This window comes from Pseudomonas sp. ES1 (assembly GCF_050586605.1).
Lineage (GTDB): Bacteria > Pseudomonadota > Gammaproteobacteria > Pseudomonadales > Pseudomonadaceae > Aquipseudomonas > Aquipseudomonas sichuanensis.
Genome location: NZ_JBOBDM010000027.1, coordinates 58,906 through 77,368, shown reverse-complemented (window position 1 = coordinate 77,368; position 18,463 = coordinate 58,906). Strand labels below are relative to the sequence as shown.

General features: G+C 63.9%; 17 protein-coding genes and 1 pseudogene. 6 read left to right on the top strand and 12 right to left on the bottom strand.

Annotated elements, in window-relative coordinates:
• From ACQ4N9_RS13415 to ACQ4N9_RS13380, 8 genes and pseudogenes are all read right to left on the bottom strand, one after another.
• A pseudogene (locus ACQ4N9_RS13415) lies at positions 1-218 on the bottom strand (hypothetical protein); the annotation flags it as partial.
• 27 nt (positions 219-245) lie between these two features.
• Positions 246-1,205, bottom strand: a complete 960-nt coding sequence (locus tag ACQ4N9_RS13410; protein WP_390971424.1) for a lysylphosphatidylglycerol synthase domain-containing protein — start codon at positions 1,203-1,205, stop codon at positions 246-248.
• A complete protein-coding gene (gene clsB, locus ACQ4N9_RS13405) occupies positions 1,205-2,404 on the bottom strand; it encodes a cardiolipin synthase ClsB (protein WP_390971426.1) in 1,200 nt (399 codons plus the stop codon). The genes ACQ4N9_RS13410 and clsB overlap by 1 nt, the downstream gene beginning before the upstream one ends.
• A complete protein-coding gene (locus ACQ4N9_RS13400; RefSeq protein ID WP_390971428.1) occupies positions 2,401-3,174 on the bottom strand; it encodes an endonuclease/exonuclease/phosphatase family protein in 774 nt (257 codons plus the stop codon). Before ACQ4N9_RS13400 ends, clsB begins: the two co-directional genes overlap by 4 nt.
• Positions 3,171-3,302, bottom strand: a complete 132-nt coding sequence (locus tag ACQ4N9_RS13395) for a hypothetical protein (RefSeq protein ID WP_390971430.1) — start codon at positions 3,300-3,302, stop codon at positions 3,171-3,173. Before ACQ4N9_RS13395 ends, ACQ4N9_RS13400 begins: the two co-directional genes overlap by 4 nt.
• A gap of 94 nt (positions 3,303-3,396) precedes the next feature.
• Positions 3,397-3,540 (bottom strand): hypothetical protein, encoded by a 144-nt coding sequence (locus ACQ4N9_RS13390; RefSeq protein ID WP_390971432.1) that lies wholly within the window; start codon positions 3,538-3,540, stop codon positions 3,397-3,399.
• Positions 3,541-3,651: 111 nt separating this feature from the next.
• Positions 3,652-3,942, bottom strand: coding sequence for a hypothetical protein (locus tag ACQ4N9_RS13385; protein ID WP_390971434.1), 291 nt, complete (start codon positions 3,940-3,942; stop codon positions 3,652-3,654).
• A 513-nt stretch (positions 3,943-4,455) separates the two neighbouring features.
• On the bottom strand, positions 4,456-5,370 hold the full coding sequence (locus ACQ4N9_RS13380) for a LysR family transcriptional regulator (RefSeq protein ID WP_390971436.1): 915 nt from the start codon (positions 5,368-5,370) through the stop codon (positions 4,456-4,458).
• A 208-nt stretch (positions 5,371-5,578) separates the two neighbouring features.
• On the opposite strand from ACQ4N9_RS13380, the gene ACQ4N9_RS13375 reads away from it, so the two are divergent.
• Both ACQ4N9_RS13375 and ACQ4N9_RS13370 read left to right on the top strand, forming a co-directional pair.
• Positions 5,579-6,601 carry a zinc-dependent alcohol dehydrogenase family protein gene (locus ACQ4N9_RS13375; RefSeq protein WP_125464311.1) on the top strand — a complete coding sequence of 341 codons (1,023 nt, stop codon included), beginning with the start codon at positions 5,579-5,581 and terminating at the stop codon, positions 6,599-6,601.
• A 384-nt stretch (positions 6,602-6,985) separates the two neighbouring features.
• Positions 6,986-8,395 (top strand): hypothetical protein, encoded by a 1,410-nt coding sequence (locus ACQ4N9_RS13370; RefSeq protein WP_390971438.1) that lies wholly within the window; start codon positions 6,986-6,988, stop codon positions 8,393-8,395.
• A gap of 9 nt (positions 8,396-8,404) precedes the next feature.
• Here ACQ4N9_RS13370 and ACQ4N9_RS13365 read toward each other — a convergent pair whose 3' ends face one another.
• From ACQ4N9_RS13365 to ACQ4N9_RS13355, 3 genes are all read right to left on the bottom strand, one after another.
• Positions 8,405-9,199, bottom strand: coding sequence for an ABC transporter permease (locus ACQ4N9_RS13365; protein WP_390971440.1), 795 nt, complete (start codon positions 9,197-9,199; stop codon positions 8,405-8,407).
• Complete coding sequence (locus tag ACQ4N9_RS13360) at positions 9,196-9,876, bottom strand: ABC transporter ATP-binding protein (protein WP_430933033.1); 681 nt, start codon at positions 9,874-9,876, stop codon at positions 9,196-9,198. The genes ACQ4N9_RS13365 and ACQ4N9_RS13360 overlap by 4 nt, the downstream gene beginning before the upstream one ends.
• A 221-nt stretch (positions 9,877-10,097) precedes the next feature.
• Positions 10,098-10,385 carry a hypothetical protein gene (locus ACQ4N9_RS13355; RefSeq protein ID WP_390971444.1) on the bottom strand — a complete coding sequence of 96 codons (288 nt, stop codon included), beginning with the start codon at positions 10,383-10,385 and terminating at the stop codon, positions 10,098-10,100.
• A 27-nt stretch (positions 10,386-10,412) separates the two neighbouring features.
• On the opposite strand from ACQ4N9_RS13355, the gene ACQ4N9_RS13350 reads away from it, so the two are divergent.
• From ACQ4N9_RS13350 to ACQ4N9_RS13335, 4 genes are all read left to right on the top strand, one after another.
• Positions 10,413-12,398: a TonB-dependent receptor gene (locus ACQ4N9_RS13350; protein WP_390971446.1), complete on the top strand. Its 1,986-nt coding sequence runs from the start codon at positions 10,413-10,415 to the stop codon at positions 12,396-12,398.
• Between the two features lie 139 nt (positions 12,399-12,537).
• Positions 12,538-13,050, top strand: coding sequence for a sigma-70 family RNA polymerase sigma factor (locus ACQ4N9_RS13345; RefSeq protein WP_390971448.1), 513 nt, complete (start codon positions 12,538-12,540; stop codon positions 13,048-13,050).
• On the top strand, positions 13,051-14,025 hold the full coding sequence (locus ACQ4N9_RS13340) for a FecR domain-containing protein (RefSeq protein WP_390971450.1): 975 nt from the start codon (positions 13,051-13,053) through the stop codon (positions 14,023-14,025).
• 468 nt (positions 14,026-14,493) lie between these two features.
• Complete coding sequence (locus ACQ4N9_RS13335) at positions 14,494-16,923, top strand: TonB-dependent siderophore receptor (protein ID WP_390968708.1); 2,430 nt, start codon at positions 14,494-14,496, stop codon at positions 16,921-16,923.
• Positions 16,924-16,941: 18 nt separating this feature from the next.
• On the opposite strand, the gene ACQ4N9_RS13330 is transcribed toward ACQ4N9_RS13335, so the two are convergent.
• Positions 16,942-18,462 (bottom strand): ArnT family glycosyltransferase, encoded by a 1,521-nt coding sequence (locus ACQ4N9_RS13330; protein WP_390968710.1) that lies wholly within the window; start codon positions 18,460-18,462, stop codon positions 16,942-16,944.
• Between the last annotated feature and the right edge of the window lies 1 nt (position 18,463).

Sequence of the window (18,463 nt, the reverse complement as noted above, 5' to 3'; positions counted from 1 at the left end):
CGGGCTATGGCGCTAAACTCTTGATCGGCAACGGCAACGGCAACGGCAACGGCAACGGCAACGGCAACGGCAACGGCAACGGCACAGCGCTGAGCGTGCCTCGTTTGGGCGCCGGCGATCGCTTCGGTGGGCATGTTGCCGTAGCTGTAGCAGGTGTGCTGCTGCACCTGCCCGCTGGCCAAGGTGCCCAGCAGTCCCATACACAGAAAGATTCGCATGATGTACCTCCCGGGCTCTATGGCCCATCAGCGCTTGTCGAGGGCCGGCCCGGCCTGTTGGCGCAAGGCCTTGGCGCGCTTCTCGAGGACCAGGTAGGTAACCACCGCCAACAGCAGTGGAATCAGGTAGTACAACATTCGATAGCCCAGCAGTGCGGCGACCAGCGTGCCTTGGCCGAGCTGGCCGTGGAGCAGGGCGAGGAACACCGCCTCCAGCACGCCGAGCCCTGCGGGGATATGGGCGACTACGCCTGCCACGCAGCTGATCAGCAACACACCCAGCACCGAGGGATAGAACAGCTCAGATGGCAGCAGCAGGTGGATCAGCGCTGCCATCAGCGCCCAGTTGCTTGCGCCCAAGGCCACCTGGCACAACGCCAGACGCAGGCTCGGCAGGGTGACTTCGTGCCCGCGCAGGTCCCAGGTGCGCCGCCTGGCGAAGGCGCAGGCGAGCAGGTAGGCCAAGGCAACTGCCACCATCAGCACGCCGATCAGGCGCAGGCCGCCTGCACCCACCACCCAGCTTTCTGGGAGCTTGACCAAGCCCAAGGCGAATACTGTGCCGGCCAGCAGCAGATAGCCCATCCAGTTGGTCAGCAGGCCCAGGGTGAGAATGCGGGTGATGGTTGCGGTATCCAGGCCCAGCCTGCTGTACAGGCGATAGCGCAGGGCCACGCCACCGACCCAGGTGGTGAAATTGAGGTTGAACGCGTAGCAGACGAACGCTACTGGCAGTACCTGGCGAGCCGGCAGGTGGTGGCCGGTGTAGGCGCGGGCGAGCAGGTCGTAGCTGGCGAATACCAGGTAGCTGCACAGGGCCAGCAGCAACCCCATGGCCAGGGTCGAGGGCCGGTAGGCCAGCAGCGAATGGCGGACTTCGTTCCAGTCCAGGTTACGCGCCAGGGTGAACAGCAGTACCGGGATCAGCATCAGGAACAGCACGGTCAGCAGGCGTTTGCCCCAGGTCTTCCAGCGTGGCGTGGCCATCAGGTCTTGCCCCCGTGGTAGTCGGCCGGGGCCTCGCTGTCGGTTTGCAGCGACTGCAGGCGCTGCCGGTGCGCCGGGAACCAGCCGGCGATACGCGGGAAATAGCGAGTGATGTGGAACCCCAGGAAGATCAGCGGTGCGCGCCACCAGTAGCCGCGCACCATGCGCTCCAGCGTCACGCTCTTGCAGTGATCGCGGCTCAAGTCGCTCAAGTGCTGGTACAGGTATTCGTTGAACGCACGGTCGCGTATCAGCAGGTTGGCCTCGAGGTTGAACGACAGGCTCAGCGGGTCGAGGTTGCTCGAGCCTACGGTGGACCAATCGTTGTCCACCAACGCCACCTTGCCGTGTAGCGGGCGCTGGCAATACTCGTGGATGCGCACGTCGTCGCGCAGCAGGTAGTTGTAGAGCAGCCGCGAGAGCGCGCGTACCCAGCGCATGTCTGGTTGCCCCTGAAGGATCAGCGTCACCTCGACCCCGCGCCGGGCGGCGTTGCGCAGTTCGCGCAGCAGGCGGTAGCCAGGGAAGAAGTAGGCGTTGGCGACTACGATGCGTTGCCTGGCCTCGCGGATGGCTTGCAGGTAACAGACCTCGATGTCGTTACGATGGTGACAGTTGTCGCGCTCCACCAGCAGGGCCCTGGCCGAGCCGGCGGCCCTGGTCGGTTCGACCCGGTTGGCGGTTTCCAGCACCGGCGCGAGCATCCGGCAGGTGGCGGCGTGCACCTGGGCCACCACCGGCCCGACGACCTCCACCGCATAGTCCTGTTTGGCCTGCGGGCCGAAGTCGCCAAGGTGGTCGGCGCTGTAGTTGATGCCACCGATGAAGGCACGCTTCCCGTCGATCACCAGGATCTTGCGGTGCAGGCGGCGGAACAGGTTGGTGCGCATGCCGGCCAGCCGTGGTTGTGGGTCGAACGAATGGAAACGCACCCCGGCCTCGGTCATCGAGGAGATGAAATCGTCGGGCAGGTCCGCTGTACCATAGCCGTCCACTGCCACCTCGACCCGTACCCCGCGCCGAGCGGCGTCGATCAGGGCTTGGCGCAAGGGTTGGCCGACCTTGTCGTCGTAGATGATGAAGGTTTCCAGGAGAATTTCCTCGCGTGCCTGGGCCATGGCCTCGAACACGCGCGGGTAGTACTGCTCGCCGTTTATCAGCAACTCGACGTGGTTGCCGTCGCACCAGGGCTGTTTCATAGCGTCACCTGCGCCACCAGCGGGGCATGGTCGGAGAGGTGTGACCAGGGGTATCTGGACAACACCCGTGCCTGGCAAGCTTGTGCATTGCGCAGGTAGATGCGGTCCAGGCGCAGCAATGGCAGGCGGGCGGGAAAGCTACGTGCCGGCTTGCCGAAGGCCTCGACCAGGTGGCCCGAAAGCCGCGCATCCGCTTTCAGACGCCAGTCGTTGAAATCGCCGGCGACGATGACCGGCTCGTCCGGCGGCAGGCTGTCAAGCAACGTCAGCAGCAGGCCGACCTGACGCTGACGATGGTCTTCGCGCAGGCCCAGGTGTACGCAGATTGCGTGCACCTGCTCATGGCCGGGCACTTCGAGCAGGCAGTGCAGCAGGCCGCGTTCCTCGTTGCCGTGGATCGAAACGTCGAGATTGTCTTGGGCGCGAATTGGAAACTTGGACAGCAGGGCGTTGCCATGGTCGCCATGGGGGTAGACCGCATTGCGCCCGTAGGCGAACTGCGGCCACATGCTGTCGGCGAGGAATTCATATTGAGGTGCCGTCGGCCAGGTCGGATGGCGTTCGGCATGCCTTTGGTGGCTGCCATGCACCTCCTGCAGGAACACCAGGTCAGCCCCGGTTGTGCGTACCGCCTCGCGCAACTCCGGCAGGATGAAACGGCGGTTGAACAGGGTGAAGCCCTTGTGCACATTGAGGGTCAGCACCGTCAGGTGGTGCACGCCAGTCACCTTGTCAATGATGCAGCGTGGGGCAGGCAGGGTTCCGTTCATAGTGGCTCCTGCGGCTCGACCCCTGGCTCGGTCACCAACTCGTCGTCCTGGCGTAGCCCCTCAGGGTCGAAGTCCTTGCGCCAAGGGCCACAGCACCAACCGGCAATACCAATACGGATCTCGCTCACCATAGCCCCCTGTGTTCAAGTACTCATCAGTAGCGACTGGCAGGGGAACGAGAGGGTTCAGCAGGATTGACGAGTGGCGCTGGGACGGGTTTTGTCATCCGTCGGATTGTTCCTCTGGTGGCACCTGGCCCTCCGGCCAGTCGGGTCCCTCTTGCTCCGGGGCAGGTGTGGGTAGCTGTTCGCCGGGATCGAGCGGCACCTCATCGACATACGGATCTGGAAGATCGGGGTCGATCATGTTCTGACTCCTCGTAAAGGGCTTTAGCTGCCTTCCAATCCACCGGTACAGGAGCTGTTCAATGCGATCCCCAGGGCGAACGTTTGTCGCCCTGGTTGGACCGCTTCGGAATCAGCGTTCCTTGTCTATGTCCGGGCCTTGGTCGCGCTGTTGGCCACCGGCTTTTCCAGTGTCGGAAAGGTTTTCCCTTTCGTCAGGCCGCTCCACCGATTGCCCGCCTTGTCGCCCGGTATCCTGGGAATGCGCCCAATCCTTGTCGGTCGTGTCTTCAGGCCGCTGGCCGCCTTTCTGCCGGTCAGTCATGTCGCCAGCCGAGCCCTGTCCCCCTTGCTGACCGGCGTTGCCTCCGTTGGTGTTGGTGCTACGGGTTTGATCGCCGCCCTTGCCTTGATTGTTAGCCATGATGGCTTACCTCTGGTCGAACACAGGAAGGTCTGTGTGCAGTTGTGACTGGGCAGGCGGTCAGCGCACTGCAAATATTCGCGGGTTTTCGGACCAGGTGCCTGAAGGACCTCCGGGCAAACATTTAGCGGGTGAACAACAGCAGCGCATGGGTGCGAAAAACCTGGAGCTTTGCCGGCGTCGCGGGCCGCCACCGCATGAGGGAGCGCCGAGGTGCCATGGGGCCGGCCGAGCGGCATGCGCTGCGAAAGCATTATCAGCAGAGGGGGGAGCATGATTCGGCGATACCGGGCAGTAACGCGTCGGAAAAGTACTCGCCTGAGTGACCTTGAAGACCACATGGCGCTTGGCCAGGTTGTTGCCAGGCTTCGAGCGCTGCGCCTTTGGCTGCCGCTGCATATGGCGGGTGAATCCCACGATGTCGATGACACGGTTCGTTCGAGCAGGCTTGCACGTGATGGATCGCCATTTAGTGGCGTCAACCTGCGTTACTCGAATACGCCCATGTTGTCTTTACATGTTCTCGTCGCTGCCGAAGAACATCTGTATCCGCGACCTGAGCCAGCGCTCCGCAGGGTCATTGTCCTGCGCCCCGCGCCAAGCCATGTGCAACTCGAAACTGCGCACTGGCAGTGGCAGGTCCTCAGCCCTCAACCCGCCAGCGGCAGTGAGCGCATCCGCGGTGTAGTCCGGCACCGTGGCGACGATATCGGTCCCCGCCAGCAAACTCCCCAGCCCGTTGAACTGCGGTACCGCCAGCACCACATGGCGCTTGCGGCCGATTTCGTCCAGCGCTTCATCGATGAAACCGGACAAGTCGCCGGCAAACGACACCAACGCATGGGGCCGGGCGCAGAAATCGTCGAGGCTGATGCTGCCGGGCATGCTGTCGGCGCGCAGCAACTTGGGCATGCTGCGGCGCAGCACCTTGCGCTTGGCGTTGGCCGGCAGGTCACTGGTGTAGCTCACGCCCACCGAGATTTCACCCGATGCCAGCAGCGTCGGCATGAGCAGGTAATTGACCCTTCGAACAACCAGCACAATGCCGGGGGCCTCGGCGCGGATACGCTTGAGCAGTTGCGGCAGCAGGGCGAACTCGGCGTCGTCGGACAGGCCGATGCGGAACACCGCATTGCTGGTGGCCGGGTCGAATTCGGCGGCGCGGCTGACCGCAGTGGAGATCGAGTCCAGGGCTGGCGAGAGCAGGGCGAAGATTTCGTGGGCGCGGGCCGACGGCTCCATGCTGCGGCCGGTGCGCACGAACAGCGGGTCGTCGAACAGGCTGCGCAGGCGCGACAGCGCAGCGCTGATGGCCGGCTGGCCGAGGAACAGCTTTTCGGCGGCGCGGGTCACGCTGCGTTCGTGCATCAGGGTTTCGAACACGATCAGCAGGTTGAGGTCTACGCGACGCAAGTCGTTACGATTCATTCGATGCGGCTCGCCAGTCAGTGGGGCAGGGGTGAATCTTAAGGCCAAAGGCTGTTACCCTGCACCGATTTGTGGGAGCCAATGCGCAGATTTGCCTGGGGCCCAATCAATGACAGGCATGTCGACTATTAACGGCCACTGATGGCCCAAAGCGCAAAGCCCGGATAAAGTCCGTGGTAATACGAGATTCACACAGGCGAGGTATGCGATGTCCCGCATGATCCGTTTCCATAAGTTCGGTCAGGCCGATGTGCTCCGTTGCGAGGAGCAGGCCGAACCGTCCCCGGCGGCCGGCGAGGTGCAGGTGCGCGTCGAGGCGATCGGCATCAGCTGGTACGACGTGCTCTGGCGGCAGAACCTGGCACCTTCCCAGGCACGCCTGCCGGCGGGCATCGGCCATGAAATGGCCGGTGTGGTCATGGCGGTTGGCGAAGGGGTGGACGACATTGCGGTAGGCGACCGGGTCGCCAGCTTCCCGGCCACCAGCCCCAATGATCACCCTGTCTATGGCGATGTGATCGTGCTGCCGCGCAGCGCCATCACCCGTTACCCCGATGTGCTGACCCCGATCGAAGCCAGCGTGCACTACACGCCGCTGCTGATCGCGTATTTCGCCTATGTCGACCTGGCCCGGGCCAAGGCCGGCCAGACCGCGCTGGTCACCGATGCCAGCCACTGCGCAGGGCCGGCTTTCGTGCAGTTGGGCAAGGCCCTGGGGCTGAAGGTGTTCGCCGCCACCAAGGAGCCGGAGCAGCGTGAATACCTGCTCGGCCTGGGCGCGGACAAGGTGATCGTCACCGAAGAGCAGGACCTGGTGCTGCAGGTCGGCAAGTACACCAACGGCCGTGGCGTGGACATGGTTCTCGACGGCATGGGTGGGCCGCAGATGTCGCTGCTCGGCGACGTGCTGGCGCCGCGCGGCAGCCTGGTGCTGTATGGCCTGCAGGGTGGCAACCAGACGCCGTTCCCGGCTTGCGCGGCGTTCCAGAAGAACATCCAGTTCCATGTGCACTGCATCGGCAACTTCACCGGCAAGCCGGAGTTGGGCATCGCCCAGGACCAGGTTGCCCTGCAGCGGGCGTTGCGTGACATCAACCAGTTCACCGCCGACCAACTGCTGACCCCGCAGATCATCAAGGTGTATCCGTTCGACCAAGTGGTCGCGGCCCATCGCCACATGGACGAATGTCCGTGTGGGGGGCGTGTGGTGTTGGACATGGCGGTGAGTTGATCGCCAGCGACTGTCGCCATCATGAAAAAAGCCCGAGCAATGCCTCGGGCTTTTTTTCGGATGTGTCCTACGGCAATTTAGGATGGCTTGCTGATGTCGTAGTGGATGTTGCTAGTTAATTCGTTGCAACTTCAATAATGTGTTCTTTGTCCGGGTTATTCATGATTTTTATGTTTCGACTTGTCAGCATGTGTGTGTCAGATCAATGACAGTGACCACAGGGTGCAGTGGCACTGGGTTATAGCCTGCGCAGCGACAATCACCGAGGTATTAATACTCTCTTGTCTTTCCTGTTTTTAGGAAATTTCCTTCAAGATCGGGGTTTTATTCATCTGCCAAACTCTGCTTTTGGATCTGATCCGATCAGAAAGATGGAGTGATTACATGAACAATACCCATGACCAGGCCATGCACTATGTTTATCAACAAGTATTGCAACGTATCTTCGAACATTTGAACCAGGCGCAGCGCGCTTCCATTCAGCTGTTGATGCAACGGTTGCTGGTGATCGCTGGCGGCCATGCGCAGATCGCTGATCTGCGTCTGGTGCTGTTGCACGGTGGCGACCAGCGCAGCGCCCATTTGCTCGCCTACCTGCGCGCGGCGCAATTGAGCATCGCCCTTCGCCACCATGCAACCTTCCGCCTGCGTGTGCTTGTTGCCAGGTCGCCTGGGCTGGATCGCGCGACGCTGGCCAGCCATGAGCGCTGCTTCAGTGCCTTGTTCCTGCATGACGACCCACGGGTGGAACTGCTGCTCAGCGACGGTGAGCGACTGGAGCCGTTCATTGCCGGCGAACCCAGTGGCGACGGGCAGTTGGGCGATGCCGGCAAGGCCTGGCTGCTGTTTGGTCATTTGTGTGGCGGGCAGCCCGATGCACTGCTCGGGGGGCAGGCTTATCTGATGCTGGCAGAGGAGCTGAGCCAGGCGCTGACCGGCGCGGACCCAGAGGGTGGTGTCGATGCTCTGGTCACGGTGGTGCCGGCCGGACAGCGCCGCCGTCTGCTGGCCTGGGCCCGGCGCTGCCTGAGCCAGGCCTGCGATGCTTCACCATCGGCCCTGCCACAGTGTGCACGTGTATTGACACAGCACCTGGCACAACTGCGCTACAGGTTGGCCGACCCTGCGCCGTCAGTGCAGGCTGCACTGCCACCCCAGGCTCTACGCCCCCTGCGTGTGGTCGCGGTGGATGACCTGCTGCAACTGGACGATGGGGCCTCGCTGGAACACATGCTGGGCCGCCGCGAGGTGCTGCCGTGTCAACTGCAGGGGCCGGCTGGGCTGTTTGACCCGCTGGCGCTGGCGCATCTGCATGGGTTGCATGGGCAGTACGTGAGCCTGCTTGGCTATCGCGAGGGCGTGCAGGGGTTGTTGCAGCGTCTGGGCCAGAGCCAGTTGGCCTGGCCGGAGGAATACAGCTTGCAGGCGCAAGCCAGCTTTGCCCAGGCCTATGGGGTGAGCGAAGAGCAACTGGTCTGCCTGCTGCTCACGCCGTTCGAGGCGCGGGGGCGCAACCTTGAGCGTTATGTGCAACGTTGCCACCCACGCATGCGGGTGGCGTTGCCTTACCTGCACCGGGCGTTGCAGGGGCGCCCTTGCCCGGCGTTGGTAAGCCAATGGCTGGTGGATGTCAGCGGGTTGGAACTGGTGCATCTGCGGGCGCTGTACGCCGGTACGCTGCCTGCGCAGGTGAGCCTGCAGGCCCAGGTGCTGGCACGGCGTGACCTGTGGTTGCGGCTGCTGCCGCTTCCTGCGCAGGAGCAGGTTGACCCACAGCGCCTGCGTCGTGGCTGAACGCGGTGCTCAGGGCCTGGGTAAGAGCCTGTGCAGCATGAACTGATGGGCCGGCGAGAACAGCCGATTGAATGTCAGCAGTACCGCGCAAACCGTGCCGAGCGCTGATGCCGCGGCGATCAGGAACATGATCACGATCTGGTAGCGCACGGCCTCGGCGGGGCTTTGCCCAGCAAGGATCTGGCCGGTCATCATGCCCGGCAGGCTTACGATGCCAACCACCGTCATCTGGTTCAGGGTTGGCATCATGCCGGCCTTCACCGCCTGTGCGGCGGCGGCCCGGGCCGCCTCCCAGCGGGTCCCGCCCAAGGCCAGGATCATCTCCACCACGGCGCGGGTGCTACTGAGTTCCCGGGTCATGCGGTCGATGCCCAGGGACACCGCTGTGAGGGTGTTGCCGAGGATCATGCCGAGGATCGGAATGGCGTACTGGGGTTCGTACCAGGGGCGGATCCGCAGCACCACGAACAGGCCGACGGCCGTCACCAGCCAGGAGCTCAGCCAGACCGAAACGACGCTGTCGGTGAGCAGGCCGTGATGGCGGTGTTTGCCTCGCCCGGCGGCCGCGTGCCCGGCGACCAGGGTCATGGCCAGGACCAAGGGCAGTACCACATACCATTGGGCAAAGTGGAACACCCAACCCAGCACGTAGCCAATGGCCAGGAGCTGGACCACGGTGCGCACGGCAGCCAGAAGCAACTGGCGCTCCAGCTGTAGCTTCAACAACAGCGACAGCACGCCGTTGATCAGTATCAGCGTCGAGGCGATCGCCAGATCGGCATAGGACAGGCTCTGGTAGTTCATGTGCGGTACTCGGCAAGCAGGGCGCCTTGTTGCAGGGTCAGCTGGCGGCTACTCATCCTTTGCGCCTGCGCATGATCATGCGAGACCCAGACGTAGGCACGCTGCTGGCTCGCGGCATTGAACCAGTTCATCACCAAGGTTTCCACGGCCGCCGCCGACTGCGGATCAAGGGCGGACGTGGGTTCATCGAACAGGATGACTTGCGGCTGCATGAGCAGTACGCGGATCAAGGCAACGATCTGCGCTTCTCCGCCCGACAGGTCGCTGGCCGCTTTGTCGACGAAACCTTTCGGCTTGCCAGCCAGGCCCAGCAGCTGATTCGCCGCGTCGATGTCGAAAGTGCGCGGGCGCAGGGCTTTCAAGGTGAACGGCAACTGCAGGTTATCCCTGACGCTGCCGTCCACCAGGGCAGGGCGCTGGGCCAGGTAGCACACGCATGAACGGTAGCGGGTGATCGCCTGGGCCGTGACGGGGCTGCCCATCCAGAAGATTTCGCCGCTGCTGGGCGAGTCGAGCAGCGCCAGCAAGCGCAGGAACACGCTTTTGCCCGCGCCGGAATGGCCGCTGATCGCCACGCGGTCACCGGCGCACAGGCTGAAGTCGGCAGGTGCAAGCAAGGGCGCCTGCCCAGAGGCATTGGCTCGCCCCAGCTGCCTGGCTTCTACCAGCGCGGGCATGCGCTCGGAGGGGGAAGGGCGTGACGACACCAGGCGGCCTCGCGAGAGTGTTGGGTGAGCGGGGCAGTGTGTCAGAGCCCGCTATCGACAACCAGCGTCGCTGCTCAGGCCCACCTGCGTTGGGATCGGTAGCTGAATACCCAGGGCGGCAAGGCGATGAAAGCCTTGCCTTACTGCACTGATATATGACGAAAAGTGTAACTAAATATATGTAACTAAACTTAATTAACTTTAATTGTGAAATATATAGTTACTTGGCGTAAATTTTGTAAATGCACTTTGTTCAATAAATTATCGCAAATAGGATTGCGCATCATTTCATAGGTGATGGCAATCAAATGGCAAGCACTCCAACAACCCGCCGCGCGGAATCCCCACATCTTTATACGGCCCTCGGCCTGGCCCTGGCATCCTGTTCGACCGCGAGCCTGGCGCAAACCGCCGATGCCGGCAAAACCAAGCCGGGCTCGATCCTTGAACTGGAGGCGACCGATGTAAAAGGTGTTCATCAGGCCGAGACGTTCAAAGTGGATGAAATGTCGTCGCCGAAGTTCACCGCACCGCTGCGCGAAGTGCCCAAGTCGATCACCATCATCAACGAAGCCTTGATCAAGGAGCGCGGCGCCACCTCGCTGACCGACGTGCTGCGTACCACCCCAGGCATCACCCTGGGCGCAGGCGAGGGCGGCACGCCACTGGGCGACCGGCCGTTCATCCGCGGTTTCGAAGCCAGTACCGATATCCAGATCGACGGCCTGCGCGACCTGGGCCGCATGTCCCACGAGGCTTTCAACGTGGAGTCGGTCGAGATCGTCAAAGGGCCGGGCTCGGCCTACAACGGCAGGGGCTCCACGGGTGGCTCGATCAACCTCGTGAGCAAGGCTGCCAAGGCCGAAGACTTCATCGCCGGCAGCGTCACCATGGGCACCGACCAACTGTGGCGCAATACCCTGGACATCAACCAGTACCTGCCCGAGCAGGACCTGGCGTTTCGCCTGAACGCCATGAAGCACGAAGCCGATACCCCCGGCCGCGATGACGTCGAGGTCAAGCGCTGGGGCATCGCCCCGACCATCACCTGGGGCCTGCAGGGCCCGACGCGGGTGACGGCCAGCTACTACCACCAGGAAACCGATGACATACCCGACCAGGGCCACCCGATTTCGTTGATCACCAACAAGCCTGCGGATGTCGACCGGGACAACTTCTACGGGCTGGTCGACCGAGATTTTCGCAAGACCTCCGCCGACCTGGCCACCCTGCTGATCGAACATGAATTCACCCCGCAGCTGACCGTGCGCAACACCCTGCGCGGCGGGCGCAGCATGCAGAACTACGTGATGAGCCGCCCAGTGTTCGCCAACGTCGCGCAGGAGCAGAACGGCCTGGTAGGCCGGGGTTTCCGCCCACGCAATGTGGTCAACACCTCGGTACTCAACCAGACCGACCTGTTTGGCACCTTCCATACCGGTGGCATCAAGCACAGCTATTCCGCCGGCCTGGAGGTCAGCCGCGAGACCATCACCGACAAGGACAAGCACGCTGGCAACAACGGTCGCCCGGGTAACCTGTACAACCCCAACCCGCACGACGGTGGCTGGACCTTGCTGCCGGGTACCGGGGAGGTCACCAGCAAGTACCAGACCGAGGTCAAGTCGCTGTACGCCTTCGACACCCTCGCGCTGCATGAGCAGTGGGACCTGAACCTGAGGCTGCGCTACGACGACTATGACGTCAAGAACCGGGTCGAGGGCGGCGCCTCGTCGTCGAGCGAGCTGTGGAACTACCAGGTGGGCGTGGTGTTCAAGCCAATGCCCAACGGCAGCATCTACCTGTCCTACGGCACCTCGTCCAACCCCTCGGGCGAGAACACCCAGTCCGGCGGCGCCGACGGTGCCGGGGCCGGCAACCTCAATGGCAACAAGGCCAATCTCGACCCGGAAAAGTCGCGCAGCGTCGAGCTGGGGACCAAGTGGGATGTGTTCAACGAACAGCTGTCGCTGACCGCCGCGGTGTTCCGTACCGAGAAAACCAATGCGCGGGTGACCGACCCGATCACCGGCCTGGTGGCCCTGGACGGCGACCAGCGCGTGACCGGCATCGAGTTCGGCGTGACCGGCCGCATCACCGACGCCTGGGCGGTCTGGGGCGGCTACACCTACCTGGATGCCGAAGTGGTGAAGTCGGGCGGCGATGGCAGCAACGACGGCAACCGCTCCAAGTTCATTGCGCCGAACAGCTTCAGCCTGTGGTCGTCCTATGACCTGACCGACCGCTGGACCGTGGGCGCCGGGGCCAACTACATGGACCAGCGTTACATGAACGATGCCAACACCGTCAGCATTGACGACTACTGGCGCTACGACGCGATGGTGGCCTACAAGGTCAACAAGAACCTCGACCTGCAGTTGAACGTGCTCAACCTGACCGACGAGACCATCTACGATGCCTCCCACGTCGGCCTGTTCGCCACGGTCGCACCGGGGCGCTCGGCGGAGCTGACGGCCAACTTCAGGTTCTGACCTCAGCTGCATCGACAGCGATCCCCCAAGGCGCCCGGTTGCAATCAACCTGGCGCCTTTTGTTTGCGGGCCTTGCTTTGCGGTCGGGGTGTAACTTAGCATTGCTAACAATTCTCAGTTACACAAAAAGAATCGCCCCATGAGCGAAGCCCAGCCTGTGCAAACCCCACGACTGTCTGCTGTCGAAGCGCTCTACAGCGCCCATCACGGATGGTTGTACAACCGCTTGCGGCGGCGCCTGGGCAACGCGATGGATGCGGCTGATCTGGCGCATGACACCTTCGCGCGCATCCTGGCGTCGAAGGTCACGGTGTTCAACGAGCCCCGTGCCTATTTGAATTGCGTCGCCGGCGGCATCCTCGCCAACTGGTGCAAGCGCAAGTCGCTTGAGCGTGCCTACCTGGCGGCGCTGGAGCAGCTGCCAGCGCCCGAGGCGCCGTCGCCGGAAGCGCGCTTGCTGATCCTCGAAACCCTGCATGAAATCGATGTGATGCTCGACAGCTTGCCGGCATTGGTCAGGCGGGCGTTCCTGCTGTCGCAGCTGGCCGGGATGAAGTACGAGGACATCGCCGAGCAGCTCGGCGTCTCGCTGATCACCGTCAAGCGCTACATGAAGCAGGCGTTTCTCCAGTGCCTGAAGCTGGTTGACTGAGTGAGCGTCGATCACCCCCACCTCGAGCCTGACCCCGAAGCACTGGCGGAGGCCGCCGAGTGGCTGATGTGCCTGAGCGACAGCGAGGTCACGCCAGGGCAGCAGGCCCAATGGGCGGCCTGGCGCAACAGCAGCGCCGAGCGTGCCCAGGCCTGGGCGCGTGCCGAACTGCTGATGGGCAAGCTGGGTGGCTTGCCGCCGGCACTGTCGCTGTCGGCGCTGGATCGCCCCAGTGATCCGGGCCGACGCCAGGCGATCACCCGCCTGGCCGTCCTGCTGGCCCTGGCTCCTGCAAGCTGGGCAGGTTGGCAGATGTACGGGCAAGGATGGGCAGCGGACTATCGCTCGGCGGTTGGCCAGCGCCGCGATGTCACGCTTGCCGACGGTACCCAGCTGATCCTCAACACCGACACTGCGATTGACGTGCGCTTCGATGCCAACGAGCGTTTCATCCGTCTGTACCGCGGCGAGATCCTGGTGCAGACCGCGCCGGATATCGTCGTCCCGGCGCGCCCATTGCGGGTAGGGACCGGGGAAGGGGTGATGCAGGCTCTGGGCACACGGTTCACCGTGCGTGAACGGCAAGGGCGCACCTATCTTGCGGTGCTTGAAGGGGCTGTGCGGGTGCAGCCCGCCAGCGCCGGGCAGGCGCAGGGCCGGGTCGTGGCGGCTGGCGAGCAGGCCGATTTCGATGGCCAGGCCGTCGGCCCCAACCAGGCGCTGGACAGCGCCGGCACGCTCTGGACCCAGGGCATGCTGCTGGCGGACAACATGCGCTTGGACGAGCTGCTGGGTGAGTTGGCGCGCTACCAGCGCGGGTTCATTCGCTGTGACCGGCAGAGCGCGGGCTTGCGGGTGTCGGGGGCGTTTCCGATCAGCGACAGGCGCCGCACGTTGGGGATGTTGCGGGCGACTTATGGGCTGGAGGTCGAGGAGCGCATGGGTGGGTATTGGACGCTGGTTTCTGCGCGGTAGGGCGGTGGGCTGCAAGGTGTTCGCCGCCAGATGTTCTGCGCCTATGAGATCGAGCGCCGCCCGCGCGGCGCATCGCTGGCAAGCCAGCTCCCACATTTGTTTCGGGCCAATTACTCCTGTGAAGGTACCGCTGCACGCCTTGGTGCATGTCTCGAGTCAGGTGAGGCGCCAGTGGCGCCCACCTCAATACCGCGTCTTACCAACAAGGCGGACAGCGATGAAATCACAGGAGTGACTGGCCCGAAACAGATGTGGGAGCTGGCTTGCCAGCGATGCGCCGCGCGGGCGGCGCTCGATCTAATAGGCGCCGCAAACCTCCGGTCATGCCCAGGGGCCTCCAACACACAAAGGAATGTGCTTCAAAACCACCCCAAAAAAATTCATTCAACCCAAGCTGATACTTTTCCCCATCTCGATTGGCAACAGGAGTGAACCCTCTCCTTATCCGGTCACAAGGACCCTCCTGTCATGCCTGTTGCAAGCCGTCCCCACGCCGAGCGTGCGCTCGCCACCGCAGTCCGTAACGCCCTGATGAGCCTGGCCCTGGTGGCCGGCGCCGCAGGCACCCAGGTGGCACTCGCGCAACCCGAAAGCGTCGTGGCCACCCAGGCCTACGCCATCAGCCCCGGCCCGCTGGGCCGCGTGCTGTCCAGCTTTGCCGTGGCCTCGCAGATCGCCTTGTCGTTCGAGCCGGCGCTGACCGACGGTTTGCACAGCGCGGGCCTCAACGGCAACTACTCGCTACAGGACGGTGCCGCCCGCTTGCTGGCCGGCAGCGGCCTTGAGCTGGTGGCCCTGGGCAACGGCAACTACACACTGGTCAAGCTGGCGCAGCAAGGCGATGGCCTGACACTCGCCGCCACCAACATCGAAGCCAACAGCCTGCGCCACGACAGCTTGCCGGAAGCCTTTGCCGGCGGCCAGGTGGCCCGCGGCGGGCGGCTGGGGATGCTGGGCAACAAGGATGTGATGGACACTCCCTTCAGCGTTACCAGCTACACCGCCAAGACCCTGGCCGACCTGCAGACGGTGACCGTGGCCGATGCGCTGGAGCGCGACCCGTCGGTGCGCTCCACCGGGCAGACCGGCGGCATTGTCGACTCGTTCTTCATCCGTGGCTTTCCGGTGGGCGAGGGCAACCTGGGTGAGCTGGCCTTTGATGGTGTCTACGGCGTTGCGCCCAACTATCGGGTATTCACCGAGTACGCCGAGCGCGTCGAGGTGCTTAAGGGGCCCGGCGCCCTGATGTACGGCATCTCGCCCAACAGCGGTGTCGGCGGCGTGATCAACATCGTGCCCAAGCGCGCCCTGGCCGAGGACCTGACGCGCTTCACCGCCAGCTACAGCTCGGACAGCCAGGCCGGTGGCCACCTCGACATCAGCCGCCGCTTCGGCGAGGACAAACAGTGGGGCGTGCGTTTCAACGGCAGCCTTGCCCAGGGTGACACCGCCATCGACAACCAGCAGCGCGCTCTGGATATCGGCGCCATCGCCCTGGACTACAAAGGCGAGCGCCTGCGCCTGAACTTCGACTTCATCAGCCAGAAAGAAAAATGGGATGCCGCCTCGCGGCCCTTCACCGTGGCACCGGGCATCGATGTGCCGTCGGCCGCCAATGGCCGTACCAACCTGCCCCAGGACTGGGGCTGGTCCAACACCCGTGAGCAATCCGCGTTGCTCGGCGGCGAGTACGACCTGAATGATTCCTTGACCGTGTTTGCCCATGCCGGCGGCGGCAAGGCCGATGTAAAACGCATGTCCGACCAGGTGCCGAGAATCCTCAATGCGACCGGCGATACCAGCAATATCCCCGGTTACTACAAGTTCAACGTCGACCGCTCCACCGCTGATGTGGGCTTGCGCAGCCTGTTTGAAACCGGCCCGGTGAACCACACCGTGACCGTCATGGCCACCCGTTATCAGGACGAGATGTCCCGCGGCATCAACAACGGCACGGCGATCCTGTCGAACATCTACCACCCGGTCGATGTGCCCAAGCAGCACATCAATGCACCGAAGGTCTTGCGCATTTCCGAGTCCGAGCTGAGCGGCCTGGCCGTGACCGACACCCTGGCCGTGCTCGATGACCGGCTGCAGCTGACCCTGGGCGTGCGTCGGCAGGACATCGAATCGCGCAACTACAACGCGGCCGGCGCGGTGTCGTCGCGCTACGACGACAGCGCCACCACGCCGGTGGTCGGGGTGGTGGTCAAGCCGTGGGAGAACGTCTCGCTCTACTACAACTACGTCGAGGGGCTGAGCAAGGGCGACATCGCGCCGGCCACGGCCGCCAACGCCGGTGAAGCCTTCGCGCCCTACACCAGCAAGCAGCATGAGCTGGGCGTGAAGTTCGAACGCGACAGCTTCATGACCACCTTGGCGCTGTTCCAGATCGAGAAACCCAGCGGCGAGCTGGGTGCCGGCAACCAGTTCTCGGTACAGGCAGAGCAGCGTAACCGTGGCGTCGAGCTGAGCATGTTCGGCGAAGTCAGCCCGGGTGTGCGCCTGATGGGCGGTGTGACCGCGATGGACGGCAAGCTGACCGACTCGGCCACCGCCGCCAACAAAGGCAACAAGCCGGTGGGCGTGCCTGAATTGCAGGCCAACCTGTGGGGCGAGTGGGATACACCGTGGCTGGCAGGCTTCACCCTGACCGGTGGCACCATCTACACCGCCAGCCAGTACATCAACCAGGCCAACACCCAGGAGCTTGACGCCTGGACCCGCTTCGATGTCGGCGGCCGCTACACCACCCGTATCGACGGGCGCCCGACGACGTTCCGGGCGACGGTGCAGAACGTATTCGACCGTGAGTACTGGTCTGGCGTCGCCTCTTATGGTGCGATCTCGCCCGGTTATCCGCGCACGCTGCTGCTGTCTGCCACGGTGGATTTCTGACCCTGCGCCGAGCCGGTCTCAGGGCTTGTAGCCCCAGGCAAATCGGTAGACCTGTTTGGGGGTGGCCGGCTGGCATTGGCCGGTGTCGGCATCGGCACCCACCACATACCACTCGGCGCGCGAGGTATCGCCCAGCTTGCGCGCCTTGTCGGCACCGAAGCAGCGGCCCAACTCGGTCGCCGGCAGCAGGGCGAACGCGGCGGGGTGCTGGCGCAACCAATAGACGGCCGTGTCCGCGGAGGAGTGGCTGGCGAAACCGAAGTGCACGATCGGCTGGCGGGCGAACAGCCAGTGCCCCTCGCGCCAGTTGACCAGCACCAGTTCGGCGCCGCCGGTGGCACGGGCGGCATCGACCATCAGGGTTTCGTGGGGGTTGCGGCCCTCCTTGACCGGCTCGACCAGGCCGCGCACGAACCACAGGCTGAACCACACCACGGCGACCAGGGTAAACACCTTGCGCCAGCCCGGCCGGCGCTGGAACCAGCGCTTGAGCAACCAGGGCAGCAAGGGGGCGATGGCCAGCACCAGGCCGGGCAAAGCCGGGAAAATGTAGAGCTTGCGCTTGCCGCTGCTGAGGCTGAAGAACAACAGCACCAGTGCCACCCAGCCGAGCAGCACCAGCAAGCGCCCGTCATGCTTGAGCAGTTGCCGGCGCCAGGCCGGTACCAGCCAGGGCAGGGCCAGCACCAGCGGCAGCCAGTACTTGGGGATGACCTTGGCGAAGAAGTACCAGAACGGCTCGCGGTGGTCCCAGGCATTGGCATAGCGGTTGGCGGTTTGGCGCAGCAGGATCTCTTTCAGGTAAGCCAGCTCTGCCGCGCCGCCGCCATGGGCGATGGTCAGCAGCAGTGGCAGCAGCCACACCGCGCAACCGGCCAGCAACCACAGCAGCCCCAGGCTCCAGCGCCAGCCCTGGCCAGGCATGGCCACCACGCCCCGCCAGCGCCGGTGCACGGCCCAGGCATAGGGCAGCAGCATCAGCGCCGGGACAAAGCCCACACCTTTGCTGATGATGCCCAGGCCCATGGCCGCGCAGCCGGCATAGAACCAGCCCCAGGCCGGGCCCAGCAGCAGGTGGCGAAGCAAACCGTAGAAACCCAGCGCGACCCATAATGCGAGGAAACTGTCGATCTGCCCGGTACGCAGGATGCTGTAGCTTTGGTAGGTCGCCAGGAACAGCAAGGCGGCGATGCAACCGATGCGTTTGTTCCACAGGCGCCGGCCCAGGTCGTACAGCACCGCAGTGGTGGTGGCTGCCGAGAGCAGGCCGGGGAGGTACAGGGCGACCTCGGGCAAGCCGCTCAAGGCGCTGAACAAGGCCACGGTCCACATGAACAAGGGCGGTTTGTCGCCGTAGATTTCGCCGGCGCGGTGCGGGATGAACCAGTTGCCGCTCTGCAGCATTTCCAGGGCGACACCGAGGAAGCGTTCTTCGTCGACGTTCATCGGCTGGCGCCAGCCGATGCCGGCACCGACCAGCAGCAACGCCAGGGCGACCAGTGCCAGGCATTGGGCTGTGGGGGTTGTGAACCTGAGCAAG

Bases quoted from the DNA above. Each gene is read 5' to 3' on its own strand.
- ACQ4N9_RS13410 (WP_390971424.1), bottom strand. From the start codon at position 1,205: ATGGCCACGCCACGCTGGAAGACCTGGGGCAAACGCCTGCTGACCGTG.
- clsB (WP_390971426.1), bottom strand. From the start codon at position 2,404: ATGAAACAGCCCTGGTGCGACGGCAACCACGTCGAGTTGCTGATAAAC.
- ACQ4N9_RS13400 (WP_390971428.1), bottom strand. From the start codon at position 3,174: ATGAACGGAACCCTGCCTGCCCCACGCTGCATCATTGACAAGGTGACT.
- ACQ4N9_RS13390 (WP_390971432.1), bottom strand. From the start codon at position 3,540: ATGATCGACCCCGATCTTCCAGATCCGTATGTCGATGAGGTGCCGCTC.
- ACQ4N9_RS13385 (WP_390971434.1), bottom strand. From the start codon at position 3,942: ATGGCTAACAATCAAGGCAAGGGCGGCGATCAAACCCGTAGCACCAAC.
- ACQ4N9_RS13380 (WP_390971436.1), bottom strand. From the start codon at position 5,370: ATGAATCGTAACGACTTGCGTCGCGTAGACCTCAACCTGCTGATCGTG.
- ACQ4N9_RS13375 (WP_125464311.1), top strand. From the start codon at position 5,579: ATGTCCCGCATGATCCGTTTCCATAAGTTCGGTCAGGCCGATGTGCTC.
- ACQ4N9_RS13370 (WP_390971438.1), top strand. From the start codon at position 6,986: ATGAACAATACCCATGACCAGGCCATGCACTATGTTTATCAACAAGTA.
- ACQ4N9_RS13365 (WP_390971440.1), bottom strand. From the start codon at position 9,199: ATGAACTACCAGAGCCTGTCCTATGCCGATCTGGCGATCGCCTCGACG.
- ACQ4N9_RS13360 (WP_430933033.1), bottom strand. From the start codon at position 9,876: ATGCCCGCGCTGGTAGAAGCCAGGCAGCTGGGGCGAGCCAATGCCTCT.
- ACQ4N9_RS13355 (WP_390971444.1), bottom strand. From the start codon at position 10,385: ATGAACACCTTTTACATCGGTCGCCTCCAGTTCAAGGATCGAGCCCGG.
- ACQ4N9_RS13350 (WP_390971446.1), top strand. From the start codon at position 10,413: ATGTCGTCGCCGAAGTTCACCGCACCGCTGCGCGAAGTGCCCAAGTCG.
- ACQ4N9_RS13345 (WP_390971448.1), top strand. From the start codon at position 12,538: ATGAGCGAAGCCCAGCCTGTGCAAACCCCACGACTGTCTGCTGTCGAA.
- ACQ4N9_RS13335 (WP_390968708.1), top strand. From the start codon at position 14,494: ATGCCTGTTGCAAGCCGTCCCCACGCCGAGCGTGCGCTCGCCACCGCA.